At 55.7% G+C, this 14,887-nt stretch carries 18 protein-coding genes; 12 read left to right on the top strand and 6 right to left on the bottom strand.

Annotated elements, in window-relative coordinates:
- Positions 1 to 33: 33 nt before the first annotated feature.
- A complete protein-coding gene (locus tag MIH18_RS15350) occupies positions 34 to 1,014 on the top strand; it encodes a calcium/sodium antiporter (protein ID WP_249012795.1) in 981 nt (326 codons plus the stop codon).
- Here the strand turns inward: MIH18_RS15350 and msrB are convergent.
- The 4 genes from msrB to MIH18_RS15330 form a co-directional block, all read right to left on the bottom strand.
- The gene (msrB, locus tag MIH18_RS15345) at positions 1,011 to 1,442 is read right to left on the bottom strand and encodes a peptide-methionine (R)-S-oxide reductase MsrB (RefSeq protein WP_249012794.1); all 432 of its coding nucleotides are present in this window, start codon (positions 1,440 to 1,442) and stop codon (positions 1,011 to 1,013) included. The genes MIH18_RS15350 and msrB overlap by 4 nt on opposite strands.
- A gap of 11 nt (positions 1,443 to 1,453) precedes the next feature.
- Positions 1,454 to 2,116, bottom strand: coding sequence for a peptide-methionine (S)-S-oxide reductase MsrA (gene msrA / locus MIH18_RS15340; protein ID WP_249012793.1), 663 nt, complete (start codon positions 2,114 to 2,116; stop codon positions 1,454 to 1,456).
- A gap of 178 nt (positions 2,117 to 2,294) precedes the next feature.
- Complete coding sequence (locus tag MIH18_RS15335; protein WP_249012792.1) at positions 2,295 to 3,674, bottom strand: class II fumarate hydratase; 1,380 nt, start codon at positions 3,672 to 3,674, stop codon at positions 2,295 to 2,297.
- A 122-nt stretch (positions 3,675 to 3,796) separates the two neighbouring features.
- Positions 3,797 to 5,200 carry a WS/DGAT domain-containing protein gene (locus tag MIH18_RS15330; protein WP_249012791.1) on the bottom strand — a complete coding sequence of 468 codons (1,404 nt, stop codon included), beginning with the start codon at positions 5,198 to 5,200 and terminating at the stop codon, positions 3,797 to 3,799.
- 231 nt (positions 5,201 to 5,431) lie between these two features.
- Here MIH18_RS15330 and MIH18_RS15325 point away from each other — a divergent pair, with 231 nt between their 5' ends.
- Positions 5,432 to 6,352, top strand: coding sequence for an alpha/beta hydrolase (locus MIH18_RS15325; RefSeq protein WP_249012790.1), 921 nt, complete (start codon positions 5,432 to 5,434; stop codon positions 6,350 to 6,352).
- Positions 6,353 to 6,445: 93 nt separating this feature from the next.
- Positions 6,446 to 7,195 (top strand): hypothetical protein, encoded by a 750-nt coding sequence (locus tag MIH18_RS15320; RefSeq protein ID WP_249006466.1) that lies wholly within the window; start codon positions 6,446 to 6,448, stop codon positions 7,193 to 7,195.
- Positions 7,196 to 7,214: 19 nt separating this feature from the next.
- On the opposite strand, the gene MIH18_RS15315 is transcribed toward MIH18_RS15320, so the two are convergent.
- Complete coding sequence (locus MIH18_RS15315; RefSeq protein ID WP_249006467.1) at positions 7,215 to 7,493, bottom strand: polyhydroxyalkanoic acid system family protein; 279 nt, start codon at positions 7,491 to 7,493, stop codon at positions 7,215 to 7,217.
- A gap of 113 nt (positions 7,494 to 7,606) precedes the next feature.
- Here MIH18_RS15315 and ubiE point away from each other — a divergent pair, with 113 nt between their 5' ends.
- The 9 genes from ubiE to MIH18_RS15270 all read left to right on the top strand — a co-directional run bounded on the left by ubiE (position 7,607) and on the right by MIH18_RS15270 (position 13,928).
- Entirely contained in the window at positions 7,607 to 8,398 is a 792-nt protein-coding gene (ubiE, locus tag MIH18_RS15310; protein ID WP_249012789.1) for a bifunctional demethylmenaquinone methyltransferase/2-methoxy-6-polyprenyl-1,4-benzoquinol methylase UbiE, read from the top strand.
- Positions 8,398 to 9,096 carry an SCP2 sterol-binding domain-containing protein gene (locus tag MIH18_RS15305; RefSeq protein ID WP_249012788.1) on the top strand — a complete coding sequence of 233 codons (699 nt, stop codon included), beginning with the start codon at positions 8,398 to 8,400 and terminating at the stop codon, positions 9,094 to 9,096. The genes ubiE and MIH18_RS15305 overlap by 1 nt, the downstream gene beginning before the upstream one ends.
- Positions 9,093 to 10,736 carry a ubiquinone biosynthesis regulatory protein kinase UbiB gene (ubiB, locus tag MIH18_RS15300; protein WP_249006470.1) on the top strand — a complete coding sequence of 548 codons (1,644 nt, stop codon included), beginning with the start codon at positions 9,093 to 9,095 and terminating at the stop codon, positions 10,734 to 10,736. The genes MIH18_RS15305 and ubiB overlap by 4 nt, the downstream gene beginning before the upstream one ends.
- Before the next feature lie 21 nt (positions 10,737 to 10,757).
- On the top strand, positions 10,758 to 11,201 hold the full coding sequence (hisI, locus tag MIH18_RS15295; protein ID WP_249006471.1) for a phosphoribosyl-AMP cyclohydrolase: 444 nt from the start codon (positions 10,758 to 10,760) through the stop codon (positions 11,199 to 11,201).
- Positions 11,194 to 11,523, top strand: a complete 330-nt coding sequence (locus MIH18_RS15290) for a phosphoribosyl-ATP diphosphatase (RefSeq protein WP_249006472.1) — start codon at positions 11,194 to 11,196, stop codon at positions 11,521 to 11,523. The genes hisI and MIH18_RS15290 overlap by 8 nt, the downstream gene beginning before the upstream one ends.
- Before the next feature lie 86 nt (positions 11,524 to 11,609).
- The gene (tatA, locus tag MIH18_RS15285; protein ID WP_048387892.1) at positions 11,610 to 11,852 is read left to right on the top strand and encodes a twin-arginine translocase TatA/TatE family subunit; all 243 of its coding nucleotides are present in this window, start codon (positions 11,610 to 11,612) and stop codon (positions 11,850 to 11,852) included.
- Between the two features lie 71 nt (positions 11,853 to 11,923).
- Positions 11,924 to 12,427, top strand: coding sequence for a Sec-independent protein translocase protein TatB (tatB, locus tag MIH18_RS15280; protein ID WP_249012787.1), 504 nt, complete (start codon positions 11,924 to 11,926; stop codon positions 12,425 to 12,427).
- The gene (gene tatC / locus MIH18_RS15275; RefSeq protein WP_249006474.1) at positions 12,424 to 13,212 is read left to right on the top strand and encodes a twin-arginine translocase subunit TatC; all 789 of its coding nucleotides are present in this window, start codon (positions 12,424 to 12,426) and stop codon (positions 13,210 to 13,212) included. Before tatB ends, tatC begins: the two co-directional genes overlap by 4 nt.
- Positions 13,209 to 13,928, top strand: coding sequence for a 16S rRNA (uracil(1498)-N(3))-methyltransferase (locus tag MIH18_RS15270; protein WP_249006475.1), 720 nt, complete (start codon positions 13,209 to 13,211; stop codon positions 13,926 to 13,928). The genes tatC and MIH18_RS15270 overlap by 4 nt, the downstream gene beginning before the upstream one ends.
- A gap of 6 nt (positions 13,929 to 13,934) precedes the next feature.
- On the opposite strand, the gene MIH18_RS15265 is transcribed toward MIH18_RS15270, so the two are convergent.
- Positions 13,935 to 14,864 (bottom strand): DUF808 domain-containing protein, encoded by a 930-nt coding sequence (locus tag MIH18_RS15265; protein WP_249006476.1) that lies wholly within the window; start codon positions 14,862 to 14,864, stop codon positions 13,935 to 13,937.
- Positions 14,865 to 14,887 lie beyond the last annotated feature (23 nt).

Below are 14,887 nucleotides of genomic sequence, written 5' to 3'. Positions count from 1 at the left end.
CACACCCCCCGATTTGGTAAAGAGGTAGCACGTATGTTATTGGCGGTAGGCGCAATCATTGCCGGCTTGATTCTTCTAGTGTGGAGCGCCGACAAGTTTGTCGACGGGGCCGCAGCCGCCGCTGAGCATTGGGGCATGCCCACTTTGCTGATCGGCATGGTGATTATCGGCTTTGGCACATCCGCCCCCGAGCTGGCTGTTTCTGCTATAGCCGCGATGGAAGGCAACTCCGGCCTGGCCCTGGGCAACGCCTACGGCTCCAACATTACCAACATAGCGCTGATTGTTGGCTTAACAGCCATCATTGCGCCCATTACCGTACATTCGCAAATTATCCGCAAGGAACTGCCCCTGCTTGTCGGCCTTACCCTGATCGCCGGTTATCAGCTAATTGACGGCGAACTGTCGCGCACCGACGGTTGGGTTTTGCTGACGGTTTTCGCAGCGGTGATGGGCTGGTTCATATTCCAGGGTCTGCGCAATAAAGATGACTCTATTGAAGCTGGCATAGAGGAAAGCACGCTGGCCCACCCTATGCCGCTGAGAAACGCAGTTTTCTGGCTGATTGCGGGTTTGGTGCTGCTGGTCGCCAGTTCCCGCATGCTGGTGTGGGGCGCGGTTTATGTTGCCCAAAGCCTAGGCATCAGCGATCTTGTTATTGGCCTTACCGTTGTCGCCGTTGGCACGTCTCTGCCGGAGCTGGCTTCAGCCTTGGCCGCAGTGCGTAAAAATGAGCACGATCTGATTTTGGGCAACATTCTGGGTTCGGGTATTTTCAACACCTTAGCCGTGGTTGGCCTTGCCGCGACCATCAACCCATTACAGGTGGACCCCGAGGTCCTCTATCGCGACTGGTCACTGATGCTGGCGCTGACCGTTGGGCTACTGCTGATGGGCTTTGGCTTTGCCGGCCGCAGCCGCATCATCAGTCGGTTAGACGGTGGTATTCTCTTGCTGGTCTACGTGGCGTACACCGGCTTCCTGTTAACCACCATGATACCCGCCACCGGTTAATCGCCGGCGTTTTCCTTGAACACAAGGGCCACCGAGTTCAGGCAGTAACGCTGACCGGTGGGCGCCGGGCCGTCGGGAAAAACGTGACCCAGATGGCTGTCACAGCGCGGGCAGCGCACTTCTGTACGACGCATACCCAGTGTGTCATCTTCAATATAATGAATGTGTTGCGGATCGAATGGCTGAAAAAAGCTGGGCCAACCGGTACCCGAATCAAACTTGGAGTTAGAGCTAAACAGCGGCAAGTCACACAACCGGCATTCGTAAACACCCTGCTTTTTGTTGTCCAGCAGCGTGCCGCAAAACGGAGGCTCGGTACCATGGTCTAACAATATTCGGCGCTCGTCGGCGCTCAAGTCAACGGCTTGCTCTTCAATCTGTTCCGCTGTTAGCGGCGTCAAATCGTATCCTGCTGCAGATTCGGCCAAAATAGTGCTCCTTACGCTTTATTCGAGTGGTCATCGGTAGATCTAGACGTTACGCCCGGCTTTAACCGATCGCTATATTGATCAACCAGTTTCTGCACTTTAGGTGCAGCAACCGCCATGATGTAGGGCTGACCCGGGTTGCGAGCGGCGAAATCCTGGTGATCTGCTTCTGCAACGTAGAAGGTTTCCAGAGGCTCCAGTTCAGTCACCACAGCGGAATGGAACACGCCCGCCTGGTTCAACTGTTCAATGTAAGCTTGCGCGACCTGACGCTGCTGCGCCGACTGATAAAAAATCGCCGAGCGATACTGAGTGCCAATATCGTTACCCTGGCGGTTACGCTGGGTGGGGTCGTGAGCTACCGAAAAGAATATTTTCAGCAAGCTGCCCAACGACACCTGGGCCGGGTCGTATTCAATCTTAATCACTTCGGCGTGGCCAGTCGTACCGGTGCACACAGCCTGATAATTAGCGCTGTCAGCAGATCCGCCAGCGTAGCCGGATTCAACCGAGTGCACACCGTTCATGGCAATAATTACCGCCTCCACGCACCAAAAACAGCCACCCGCAAGCACTATCTGCCCGCTGTCCTGGTCTGCAGGAAGATCCTGCTCTGGATCCGGAAACCGGCTGCGCGGCACGGTCATGCCGGGGACGCTACAGGATGTTGTCATTACTACCTCCGCAAATACGCTTGTTTGTGTAACTATTGTTCGTTCAATCTGATCACGCGGACCACTCTTATCTCGTCTGGAGTGCCCCGTCTGGAGTGTTCCGCCTCGAGTACCCCGTCTGGTTCTTCGGACTCTCAGAATCTCAGTAGGTTCACGAATTAGCCATAATGGACACTCGCTATCCTGCCAGCCCGCCGCGGGTCAGTTTTAACGGGTCCATAAGTTGCTCAAGCCGCTCGCGGCTGAGACCACTGCGTTCTTCAGCCACATCAATGACCGGGCGGCCACTGGCGTAGGCTTCTTTAGCAATTTCAGACGCCAGGTTGTAACCAATTTCGGGGTTTAACGCCGTCACCAGCACGGGATTACGGCCAACACCTGCGTTTAGATGCTCTGCATTGACGGTAAAGCCTTTTAGCGCTTTGTCACCCAGCAGACTGCTGGCATTGCTTAACAGGCCAATCATCTCCAGCAGATTGGCACCTACCAACGGTAACATCACGTTGAGCTGGAAATTACCAGATTGCCCGGCGTAAGCGATAGAGGCATCAAGTCCCATAATCTGGGCACCTACCATAGCCACAGATTCGGGGATCACCGGGTTCACTTTGCCTGGCATAATGCTGCTGCCAGGCTGAAGCACCGGAAGGCTGATTTCTGACAGCCCGTGAATGGGGCCGCTGTTCATCCAGCGCAAATCGTTGGCGATTTTTGTCAGCACAATGCCAAGCCCACGCAGCTGCGCCGACAGCGCCACCGGCGCATCCACTGCGCTCTGTGCCACAAACTTATGGGTTAGTGGCGTGAAGCCAAAACCGGTATTGGCTTTCAGACAACGGGTAAACTCAGGCGCAAATTCGCTGACGGCGTTAATACCGGTGCCTACAGCCGTGCCGCCCTGAGGCAACGCCAGGAGTTCATCTGCTGCACATTCGATGCGTGCCTGCGTCGCTTTCAACTGCTCGCGCCAAGTACGCAGTTCCTGGCCCAAGGTTACCGGCATCGCGTCCATCAGGTGGGTTCTGCCGGTTTTTACCTGCTCGCCATACATGGCTTCGCGTTCGTACAGAACGCCTTGTAAATGGGTCAGCGCCGGCACCAGGTTCTGATGAATCGCTATCACTGCGCTGATATGGATGGCCGACGGGATGACATCGTTAGAGCTCTGGCTCATATTCACGTGGTCGTTGGGATGAACTACCACACCACTGAGCTGGGCCAGTGCCGCGATCACCTCGTTAACGTTCATGTTGGTGCTGGTGCCAGAGCCGGTCTGGTAGCGATCTACCGGAAACTGATCATAATAATCACCGGCCAACAGCTGGTCACAGGCCAGCACAATGGCGTCGCGAATCGGGCCATTGAGCAAAGCCAGGCTGGCATTGGCTTCTGCCGCGGCTTTTTTTATCTGCACCACGGCGGCAATAAACGCCGGCGGCATGGGTTGCCCGCTAACCGGGAAGTTCTCGATGGCGCGTTGGGTTTGTGCACCCCAAAGTGCACTTGCCGGCACCCGGACTTCACCAAGGCTGTCGCTTTCTACCCGTTCGTTGCTCATGGCATCTCCTTGAAGCATTTATGGTCTCTGCCGCACACTTGAGGATGTGAGATCCTGGGGCGCCGATCCTAATACTGTAGACACTCAGCAGGTTTTTTGACAATGCGCGGCGTTATGGGAGCTCAATTATCCAAATGGCCGACAAGCGCTTGATTCAAAGCCACCATACAATCGCTCTGAAAGCGCTGCACATCCAGGTTGGCAGAATGGTCGGCAACCACTGTCAGTCGCAGCTGACCGGCGTAGCGGCAAGCGGTCACGCTGACTCCCGCATCGGCAATTTGCGGGCTCCAGGCCACCAGTTCGTCAATCCGACAACCCGCCAAATAGCGAACCACTCCGGCACCGTCGAAGCTGGCGAGTGCTGCACTGGGGCGAGCGGAAAAAGGCCATAGTGGCGTCTGTTTTATCATTTCAGGCAAAAAACCGCTGCAGGCGGTCAGGCCCCAGGTTAACAACGGCTGCAGGCTGTCGCGAAGGCGGCGAGCCTCCTGTTTTATGCGATACACCCGTTCCACAAAACTGTCGCCGTCTATTGGCAGCAACAACCGTTCACTGCCACTGCCATTACCCGGCTCAGACAGCGCTGGCCTTAAACTGGCGGGCAGTTGGGAACGAACATCCACGGGTAGCAACAGGTTAATCTGGGCCTGTTCCAGCGCCTGCGGGCTCAGCCCGAGCTGCGCCTGCAAAGCCGCCGTTATACAGGCCGCCAACACGTCGCGGCTGCTAACGCGCAGCGTCTGGGCCGCCGCTTGTAAACGCGCATCGGGAATCGCCGCAGACCAACAGCACTGGCGCTGGCCGGTTAATGGCCTGCTCAGGTTGCTGGGACTGTCGTCTGGCTGGGCCAAGTAACTGCCTAACTGGCCCGCTAGCTCAAGCGCCGTGGCAGCGCTTGAGCTAAAAGTGACCGGCAGCTGCCCAGCAGCAGCCGTCTGTACCGCGTCGTTTTCGGGCGAAGGGCCCTCGGCACCAAAAACACGCTCACTCAGCCAATTTTTAGCGCACTGCAGCCAGCGTTCAAGGTCTGCCGGGTGCGCTGCGCCGTAAAGTACCGGGTGTTGCTGCGGCGACGCGGTGAACAATTGTTCCAGCAGTTGCGCCAACGAGGCGCTATCGGCGTAACAATGGTGTATCCGCATGAGCAACAACCCACCACCAACGGCGTTGGGCGCCAACCAGAATTTCCATAATGGCCGGTAAATGGGCAGCGGCTGGCTAACTACGGTGTTTATCCAAGGCTGCTGCTGGGGTGCCGTAAAACGGTCCAGCACAATATCCAGATGCTGACGCACATCAAAATCGGCACTTTCCTGCCAGCGCCAATAGCCAGCATAAGGTTCCGGGCGAAAGTGAAAACGCTCCCAGGCACCCCAGTAAACATGCAGGAATTCTCGCAGACGAGCAGCTGTCAGCCCCTGAACACGAAGCAATACGGTGGTAACCAGCGGGTTTTCCGGCCGTTCGGCAGCCAGCCAGCCCGCGTCGGCAGGCAACATCAAATGCAAAGCTTGCTGGCTCAAAATCCGCTGCCTTTTGTATAGGATGAGCTAAGTTGCGGTAATCTCGGCGAATCCTGGGGATGAGAATAAGGCGATATTGTGCCAGACATCCAGCGGCGCCTCCAGAGCCTGCTTATACCCGGCGCAGGGTAAAAGTGTTGCGCACGGCTTTACCAGCAGGCTTATAATAAGCACAGAGCCAAGCCACCGTGCTGTCAATGTGGGCGCTCGCTATAACGATCAGGAGAGATTATGCAGGCAAGCCATATTCGAAAACTGATCAAACCTATCGAAAACGCTTACGCCGAGATGTTTTCGGGCCAAGTATTTTCTATCGGCGAAGGTGCGATTTCTGTGCGCAATCACAGTGGCCCGGCCGAGAACACAGTGGTGTGTATACACGGTTTTATGGAAAACCACTGCTATTTTACCCAAGCCTATAACGCCCCCACCACCGAACTGATCCTGATTACCTGCAGCAATTACCACGTGCCCGTTAGCGGCGTTGTGCCGCAAACGCCCGACTGGGCGGTGGACATCAAGCATCTGGCCGGCACCATCGAATACGATGCATGCATACTCAACCAGGCCATGCGCAACCTTATCGGCAGCAGCAATGTGCGCATTCACGGCCACTCCCGCGGTGCTGCAGTGGCACTGGAAGCTATCCGCCAATGGCCGGAGCTTTACCGCGATATAGAACTCGTACTGGAGGCCCCGGTACTGCCCCAGGGCCGCGTTCACCCGCTGATGCTGGCGTTACTGGAGCCGCTCAGCCCCAGTATGTGGCCATGGATTGTCCGCCTGTTGAACAGCACTCCCAATTCGGCTTACAACCAGACATTTTTTGGCAAAATGAACCGGCGCAAGAAAAAACTGCTCAGCAAACTGTTCCACGCCACCAAAGATCACCTGACCATTGTGCGCAATATCGACAATCTTCTGGCCTGGATGGAGCGCACCGACACCAGCGTTTACCAGCACATCACACGCGGGATTGTGCTGATTCCAGCCACTGACCGGGTGCTTGACCGCAACGCCATGCTGGCCAGTGCCCGCAAGGGTGGCGAAAACTTGAAGATTGTGGAAACCAAGGCGCCCAGTCACTTTATCATTCTGGACGACAAAAAATGGATACCGGAGTTAGCGCAGATTGCGACTGCTGACGCCTGACACCCTCAATAGCTATTGATGTCACTTCAGCACAGTTCAGGCTACTCGGTTACAATGCCACCCCCGATTCAACCGCTTAGCCGGAGCCTTTTCATGTATCGCCAGCGCCTGGTTGAAACCGCCGTTCACAGCGATAACGCCCGTCAGTTGCAGCATTGGCTACTGGCCTATCATGACTTTCGTCAGGGCCACCGCCATCATCCGCTGCAACAGCAAAGCGCTCAGGTGGCGAGCTGGCAGGCTGCTCGGCTAAAACAGACTCACCAAGATTTATACCAGAACCCGGGTTATCACCAGGGGCTGGAGTTTTTGCTGACGGATTTGTACGCGCCCGTCGGAATGAGCCACCGCGACGACAATATCGATCGGGTTTTTCCAAAAATGGTGAAGTGGCTGCCAGACCACCAGTTACGAACCCTGGCCAGACTGGTAGAGCTCAACCTGCTGACCCAGCAATTGGACCATAATCTGGCAAGCGCGCTGCATAGCCATCAAATAAATGCCGAGGCGTTGGCAGTAAAAGACTACTGCCTGGCCTACCGTTACGCCAATGACCAACCCCAGCGACTGCGCCAGATTGAACTGATCGCCGATGTGGGCCATCGCCTCGACCGCTACGTGCGCAACCGAACACTGGGCTGGCTACTGTCGATGGGCCGCGGACCGGCGGAGATGGCCAACCTGCAGGATTTGCACAGTTTTCTGCACCGCGGCTACAGCGCGTTCCGGTGTATGGATGACGTCGGCAAGCTGATTGACCGGCTAGTGCGGCGTGAACAGCACATTATGGACAACATCTTGGCCGGTCAATCGCAGCCCTTTGAACTGCCCGCCTCGCTTTAATGCGAGCCTCTTTACTTCTTCAAACGCGAATAATCTGATCTAACTGGGATTCGATTTCCTGTGCAATCCGGCCCTTCATAGGCCGCAACAGCAGTCCCAGCTCCAAGTAGACGTGCAAGTCGCCGTGATTAATCGTGAGCTGGCCTTGCACTCCGCTGCGCTTGAACTTCATAACATCGCCGTCCCACGCGTAATTCACATCAAAACGGCTGGACAGGTCGGCGGCCAGGGTCTCAGCTGCTTCGCGGGCGTGCTGTTTGTCCATGGTGTGAGTGCGGTGAATATCAATAACGGACATAAATCAGTTTTCTCTCGCGAAATGACAGGTTTTATAGTGTAAGGCGGTATTAAACTTGTAGCCAACCCCGCAGGCGTTAGAATACGGGATTCAGATTCTGACAGGACAGTTCCATGAGCGATCAGCAAACGCCAGCCAGCACCGCGACACCGGATAAGCCACAAGATGACGTTACCCATTTTGGTTTTCGCAATGTACCAAAAAGCCAGAAGGCCGGCCAGGTAGCCGAGGTTTTTCACAGCGTGGCCAGCAAATACGACCTCATGAACGATTTGATGTCGATGGGTGTTCATCGTCTTTGGAAACGCTTCACCATTGAGCTCTCCGGCGTGCGCCCGGGGCACCAGGTACTGGACATCGCAGGCGGTACCGGCGACCTGACCATGAAATTTTCAGATTTGGTCGGGCCCAGTGGCAAAGTGGTGCTGGCTGACATCAACGCCTCCATGTTGAAAGTCGGTCGCAGCCGTCTGGCAGACCGCGGCTACGTTGGCAACATTGAATACGTGCAGGCCGATGCTGAACATTTGCCATTTCCGGACAACAGCTTCAACGCCGTATCCATCGCCTTTGGCCTGCGCAACGTGACCGACAAAGACCAGGCCCTGAGGGACATGGCTCGGGTACTAAAACCCGGCGGCAAACTGATGGTGCTGGAATTTTCCAAACCCACCAACCCGCTCCTAAGCAAAGCCTATGACACATACTCATTCACCGCTTTGCCGTTTATGGGCAAGTTGATTGCCGGCGACAGCGAGAGCTACAAATACCTGGCGGAATCCATCCGTATGCATCCAGATCAAGACACTCTCAAAGCGATGATGGAAACCGCCGGCTTCGCCAACTGCAAATACCACAATATGACCGGTGGCATTGTGGCCCTACACGTGGGAATCAAACCCTGATGTTCCCTGGCCCTACCCTGCTCAGCGCAGCCAGCGCCATTGTTGAAACGGCGCTGAACCAAGCCCTGGAGTTTGACCCGGCCGGCCGCAAGGCGTTGTTGGCAGCGCTGACAGCCCCGGTGCAGTTTAACCTGACTGTGCCCGTCGCATTAACACTTACCCTGACCCAAGGCGCCAAAGGGGTGTTGGTGGGCAGCCAGCCGGCCACTAAGCCGGGGCTGGTGATTGGTGGGCCGGCTATGGCATTTTACGCCATGGCCAGCGGCGACACAGGCGCCATTCAAGACGGCCGTTTGAGCATCAGCGGCGACACCGCTTTGGCGCATCAGTTTCAGCGTGCTATTGAACAATTAAGTCCAGATTGGGAAGCGGCCATGGCCCGCCACCTGGGCGATGTGCCCGCGCATTTTCTGGCCAAACGCTTGCGCAACAGCGTGAAGTGGAGCCGTGATGCACGACACAGCATGGCCAGCAATCTGGAAGAGTACCTGCACGAAGAAACCGGCGCCTTACCCGGCCGCCGCGAGCTTGAGGCCAGCTTTCAGGATATAGATGCCCTGAGCCTTCGGGTTGAGCGCCTGGCCGCCCGCGTGGGGTTCCTGCCTCAGAGCCAGCCGGCTTCTCATTCCTCTCACCCGGCTGAACCGCCTGAACCACCTGAACCACCTAAGCCGTCTGAAAAGCAGGAGAATTCGTGAGCCGTCTGCAACGCCTGTTTCGGATAGTTTGGGTATTCTGCCGCTACCGACTGGATATTTTTCTGCCCCTGACCGAGCTGCCGCCAGTGCTGAAAGTCATTTTCATACTGGCCCCCTGGCATCTCTTCCCGCAACCCAAGCTCGACCGCGGTGACCGTTTGCGCATCGCCCTGGAAGAGCTGGGGCCGGTGTTTGTCAAATTCGGCCAGATACTGTCTACCCGGCGCGACTTGCTGCCAGACGACATGGCCGACTCGCTGAAAACCTTGCAAGACAAAGTCCCACCGTTTCCAAGTGATAGCGCCCGTGAAATTATAGAGCGCGCGCTGGGCGCCCCGGTCACCGAGCTGTTTGCCGAATTCAGCGCAGATCCCATGGCGTCTGCGTCGGTGGCTCAGGTGCATGCAGCCACGCTGAAAAACGGCCAGCAAGTGGTGGTGAAAGTGCTGCGTCCGGGCATTGAAAAAACCATCCGTCAAGACCTCAGCCTGATGTACCTGATGGCCGGCCTGCTTGAAAAATACTGGGTAGAAGGCAAACGTCTGCATCCGTTGGAAGTGGTGGCTGACTACGACGCCACCATTCACGACGAACTTGACCTGCAGCGTGAAGCCGCCAACGCCAGTCAGCTGCGGCGTAATTTCGACAACTCACCGTTGATCTACATTCCCTTTATCGACTGGGACTTCACCCGCAAGCAGGTACTGGTCATGGAGCGTATTCACGGCGTGCCCATTGCGGATGTTGCTACGCTGAACGCCGCCGGCGTGAATATGAAAGTGCTGGCCGAAAAAGGCGTGGAAATCTTTTTCACCCAAGTGTTCCGCGACAGTTTTTTTCACGCGGACATGCACCCCGGCAACATTTTTGTGGATATCTCCAACCCTGCCGACCCCCAGTACATCGCCATTGATTTTGGCATTGTCGGCACCCTGTCCCCAGACGATCAAAGCTATCTGGCCCGCAACCTGTTGGCGTTTTTTCGCCGCGATTACCGCCAGGTGGCGCAGTTGCACATTCAAAGCGGATGGGTGCCACCGGAAACCCGGGTGAACGAATTTGAATCGGCTATTCGCACCGTGTGCGAACCGATTTTCGAACGCCCACTGAAAGAAATTTCCTTTGGCCACTTTCTGCTGCGCCTGTTTCAGACCGCCCGCCGCTTCAATATGGAAGTGCAGCCTCAGCTGGTGCTGCTGCAAAAAACTCTGCTGAATGTGGAGGGTCTTGGCCGCCAGCTTTATCCGGATCTGGACCTGTGGAGCACCGCGCAACCGTACCTGGAACAATGGATGCGCAAGCGGATTGGGCCATCTGGCTTTTTGAAAACCCTGCAAACTCATTTTCCGGCCTGGCTGGAACAGTCTCCGGAAATGCCGCAGCTGATTCACGATGCGTTATTGCAGCTACGAGGCGCGGGCCCCACCGAACAGCAAAATCGCGATACTCTGGCGCTATTGAAAGAACAGCAGTTGCGCAGCGAACGGCGTTGGCGCCGGGGCTTTATAGCGGCGTTACTAGCCGCAGCTGCGGTTACGGCCAGCCATCCACCCAGCCAACAATGGCTCAGCGGCTTGCCGGTGTGGAGCTGGATACTGTTTATTGCCGCTGGCGCGCTGGTATTGCGCGGCAGCCGTTAACCCGCTTTCAGGACTGAACCCATGAAGCAAACACCTGCCACTGAATGCCAGCCCGCCTGGCTTGACGCTATCCGCTGGACGACAGACGGTCTGGTACCCGCCATCGCTCAGGATGCCGACAACGGCGACATACTGATGATGGCCTGGATGAACGCCGAATCGCTGCAGCTTACCGTTACCGAAGGCCAGGCCGTGTATTGGTCACGGTCCCGCGGTAAACTCTGGCGCAAGGGCGAAAGTTCGGGCCATCAGCAGGTGATAAGGGACATCCGCCTGGACTGCGACGCCGACGTAATTTTGCTGAAGGTCGAACAAAAAGGCGGCATTGCCTGTCACACGGGTAGGCGCAGTTGCTTTTACCAATCACTGCAACACGGCCAATGGCAAAGCGTAGAGCCGGTACTGAAAGACCCAAGCACCATTTACAACACAGCACAAAGTGCCCAGGAGCCGAAAGATGAGTGACGTATTGCAACAACTGGCGCAGGTGCTGGAAGCCCGCAAGAACGCCGATCCTGAAAGCTCTTATGTGGCCAGCTTACACGCCAAAGGGCTGAACAAAATATTGGAAAAAGTTGGTGAGGAATGCACTGAAACCCTGCTAGCCGCCAAAGACGCCGAGCACAGCGGAAACACCGACGAGCTGATTGCCGAAACCGCAGACTTGTGGTTCCACACTCTGGTAATGTTGTCGCGTCTGAATGTTGGGCCTGATGATGTCATTAACGAACTGGCACGGCGATTCGACCTGTCGGGCCTGGAAGAAAAAGCGTCGCGCCAGGAATAGGGGTATCTACCTCACAAGAGGTTTTTTACAGTGCCACCAGTGGCGTATAATAGTGGCCACTGCCAACATTTGAACGAGGATTCACCATGGGCATCAGTATTTGGCAACTTCTTATCGTACTCGGCATTGTTATTTTGCTGTTCGGAACTAAAAAACTGCGCAATATCGGTACCGATCTTGGCGGCGCCATTCGTGGTTTTAAAAAGTCCATGACCGATGACGATGGTAAAACCGACACCTCCAATCCGGATAATCTGGAGGAGAAAGACAGCGCACAGTTTCAGCAGTCCGCTGCGGACGACAAAACCCGGGACAAAACCCAAAGCTGAGAGTTCTCTTAAGAATTCTCTGGAGAGTTCGGTTGAAAGTGCGATGGAGAGTGCGATGGAGAGTTCGCTAAATGTTTGATATCGGCTTTCTTGAGCTACTGATCTGCGGCGTTATTGCTCTGCTGGTGCTGGGGCCTGAGCGCTTGCCCTCGGCTGCGCGCGCTGCCGGGCGCTGGATAGGGTCTGCGCGTCGTATGATGGGCCAATTTACCTCAGAGCTTGACCGTGAGCTAAAGGCCGAAGAACTTCGCCAAGAACTGCGCAAGGCTGGCGATGTGGGCCTGGAGGATGTTCAAAAAACCGTCCGTGATGCCCTGAATGAAGCTAAGAAATACGAAAACATGGTCAAACCGGCGCAGAACCAGCTGGATCAGGCCAACCGCAACGTAACGTCCGCGCTGTCCGAACTGTGGGACGAAGATGGAACACCTACCATCGCAAAACCCGCCGACAGCTCGCCGGAAAAGGCGTTAGATGGAACTCCCGATACAGCGTCAAATGCGGCGCCAGAAAGCCCGGTTGATCTTAAAAAACCTTCCCCCAGCTCTGGGGATGCTTCGGATACGCGTTCATGACAGAACAGACCGGGGCAGGTAACCACGTGCCCGACCAGCCTGAAATGCCGCTGATTGAACATCTACTGGAATTGCGTAACCGCCTGCTGAAAATGGTACTGGCGGTGGTGGTGTGTTTCGCCTTTATTTACCCGTTTGCCAACGAACTTTACCTTTGGTTGTCTGAACCTATCCGCAGCCTGCTGCCGATCGGCCAGAGCATGATTGCCACCGATGTTACCTCTCCGTTTTTTGCCCCTCTGAAGTTGGCTCTGGTGCTGGCAGTGTTTGCCGCCATCCCGGTCATTCTGTACCAGCTTTGGAGCTTTATTGCCCCGGGCCTTTACGCCCATGAGAAAAAAATAGCCTTTCCACTGCTTTTTTCGTCAGTATTGCTGTTCTATCTGGGCGCTGCGTTTGCCTACTACGTGGTGTTTCCACTGGTTTTCGGCTTCTTTACCTCGGTTGGCCCTGAGAGCATTGTGGAACTGCCAGACATCACCAGCTACCTGAATTTTGTGTTGAAAATGTTCTTCGCCTTTGGCGTGGCGTTCGAGATTCCAATTGCCACCATTCTGCTGATTATTACCGGCATCACCACGCCGGATGACTTAGCTGCGAAACGTCCTTATGTGGTGGTAGGTTGCTTTGTGATAGGTATGCTACTGACCCCACCGGACATTATCTCGCAAACTTTGCTGGCGCTGCCCATGTGGATTCTGTTTGAGGTCGGCATCCTGTTCGGCCGGCTGATGAAACGCAAAGTTGTGGGTACCAGCGAGGAAAAAGAGCTCGGCAGCGAATGAATCTGGCCCTGCTGTTCACCGCAGATTTCATCTCTGCAGATACTGTGCGCTTGAGCGACCGCCGCCTGGAGCATTTACGCCGCATTCGTAAAATCGCCGTGGGCGATAGCGTGCCGGTGGGCCAAGTGAACGGCAATATCGGCGTGGGCCGGGTTACCAGCCTGACCGAGCACTACGCCGAACTTCACATCAGCCTTGACCAAGCCCCGCCAACACCTCTGCCGCTTACACTGATGTTGGCCATGCCGCGGCCAAAAATGTTCCGTCGCACTCTACAAACCTGCGCTACTCTGGGCGTAAAAGAACTGTGGCTGATGAACAGCTACAAAGTGGAAAAGAGCTTTTGGCAAACCCCATGGCTGCAAGAGCCGGCATTGCATGACAACTTGGTGTTGGGGCTGGAGCAAGCTCGCGACACATTGATGCCAAAAGTGCACATTCGCAAACTGTTCAAGCCCTTTGTGGAAGACGAGTTACCGGCGCTTCTGGCCGGCAAACAAGCACTGGTGGCACATCCCGGCAGTGCACAGCCTTGCCCTCTGCACCTGCCAGGCCCGGCGGCCCTTTGCATTGGCCCCGAAGGCGGCTTCACCGATTACGAAGTGGATAAACTGCAGCAGGCAGGGTGCCAGGCTGTACATCTGGGCCAACGCATACTGCGGGTAGAAACCGCCGTACCGGTGCTGGTCAGCCGGTTGTTTGACGGGTGCGTGTAAGCGTGCCTAACCCTCAGCTTTGCTGAGTTTCCGGTTTTTAAATTTTTTCAGCAATGGCGTTAGTACCGCCACCAGCAGCAATCCTGCGACCAAACCGAATAGGCCGTTGGCCAGTATCGGCAATACTGCGCTGGCCATCTCTCCCAGGCCTTCAGCAAAGCTCTCAATGCCGTGGCCGATGGCGGAAAAACCATGGGTAAGTATGCCACCTCCCACCAGAAACATGGCAATGGTGCCGAGTACCGACAGGGTTTTCATCATATAGGGCGCAAACCACAAAATACCGTGGCCCAGTTTTTGCGCCAGGGCGCTGTCTTTTTTCGTCAGGTACAGGCCGCCATCGTCCAGTTTTACAATACCCGCCACCAGACCGTAAACACCCACGGTAATCATAAACGCCACCACTGACAGCACAGCGAACTGCATGCCGATGGGCTGTTGAGTCACTGTGCCAAGGGTAATAGCGATGATTTCTGCTGACAGAATAAAGTCGGTGCGGATGGCGCCCTTTATTTTGTCTTTTTCCACTTGTTTCAGGTCGGCTTGCGGATTTTTCAGAGCTTCTTTCAGGTCTTTTTTATGCTGGTCGTGTTCGGCTTTGTGCAAAAACCGGTGCACCAGTTTTTCCGCGCCCTCGTAACACAGAAACGCACCGCCGAGCATCAGCAAGGGGGTTACCAACCAAGGCACAAAAAAGCTGATGGCCACCGCCGCAGGCACCAGAATCGCCTTGTTCAGCAGCGACCCTTTCGCCACCGCCCACACCACCGGCAATTCCCGCGAGGGTTTTACGCCGGCAACCTGTTGCGCGTTCAGCGCCAAATCATCCCCCAGCACGCCGGCGGTCTTTTTGGTGGCAGCCTTGGTCATCAACGATATGTCGTCAAGAATGGTAGCAATGTCATCAATCAGTGCAAATAGGCTGCTTCCGGCCATGGATTATTCTCTGTGTAAAAGGT

Source organism: Marinobacter sp. M3C, from assembly GCF_023311895.1.
Lineage (GTDB): Bacteria > Pseudomonadota > Gammaproteobacteria > Pseudomonadales > Oleiphilaceae > Marinobacter.
The sequence above is the reverse complement of the archived record's forward strand: the minus strand, read 5'-3'. Positions and strand labels throughout refer to the sequence as shown.

Excerpts from the sequence above, each read along its gene's own strand:
- MIH18_RS15335 (WP_249012792.1), bottom strand. The coding sequence starts at position 3,674 with ATGAGCAACGAACGGGTAGAAAGCGACAGCCTTGGTGAAGTCCGGGTG.
- tatB (WP_249012787.1), top strand. The coding sequence starts at position 11,924 with ATGTTTGATATCGGCTTTCTTGAGCTACTGATCTGCGGCGTTATTGCT.
- MIH18_RS15270 (WP_249006475.1), top strand. The coding sequence starts at position 13,209 with ATGAATCTGGCCCTGCTGTTCACCGCAGATTTCATCTCTGCAGATACT.
- MIH18_RS15265 (WP_249006476.1), bottom strand. The coding sequence starts at position 14,864 with ATGGCCGGAAGCAGCCTATTTGCACTGATTGATGACATTGCTACCATT.
- MIH18_RS15305 (WP_249012788.1), top strand. The coding sequence starts at position 8,398 with ATGTTCCCTGGCCCTACCCTGCTCAGCGCAGCCAGCGCCATTGTTGAA.
- hisI (WP_249006471.1), top strand. The coding sequence starts at position 10,758 with ATGAAGCAAACACCTGCCACTGAATGCCAGCCCGCCTGGCTTGACGCT.
- MIH18_RS15290 (WP_249006472.1), top strand. The coding sequence starts at position 11,194 with ATGAGTGACGTATTGCAACAACTGGCGCAGGTGCTGGAAGCCCGCAAG.
- tatA (WP_048387892.1), top strand. The coding sequence starts at position 11,610 with ATGGGCATCAGTATTTGGCAACTTCTTATCGTACTCGGCATTGTTATT.
- MIH18_RS15315 (WP_249006467.1), bottom strand. The coding sequence starts at position 7,493 with ATGTCCGTTATTGATATTCACCGCACTCACACCATGGACAAACAGCAC.
- ubiE (WP_249012789.1), top strand. The coding sequence starts at position 7,607 with ATGAGCGATCAGCAAACGCCAGCCAGCACCGCGACACCGGATAAGCCA.
- MIH18_RS15350 (WP_249012795.1), top strand. The coding sequence starts at position 34 with ATGTTATTGGCGGTAGGCGCAATCATTGCCGGCTTGATTCTTCTAGTG.
- tatC (WP_249006474.1), top strand. The coding sequence starts at position 12,424 with ATGACAGAACAGACCGGGGCAGGTAACCACGTGCCCGACCAGCCTGAA.
- msrA (WP_249012793.1), bottom strand. The coding sequence starts at position 2,116 with ATGACAACATCCTGTAGCGTCCCCGGCATGACCGTGCCGCGCAGCCGG.
- MIH18_RS15325 (WP_249012790.1), top strand. The coding sequence starts at position 5,432 with ATGCAGGCAAGCCATATTCGAAAACTGATCAAACCTATCGAAAACGCT.
- MIH18_RS15320 (WP_249006466.1), top strand. The coding sequence starts at position 6,446 with ATGTATCGCCAGCGCCTGGTTGAAACCGCCGTTCACAGCGATAACGCC.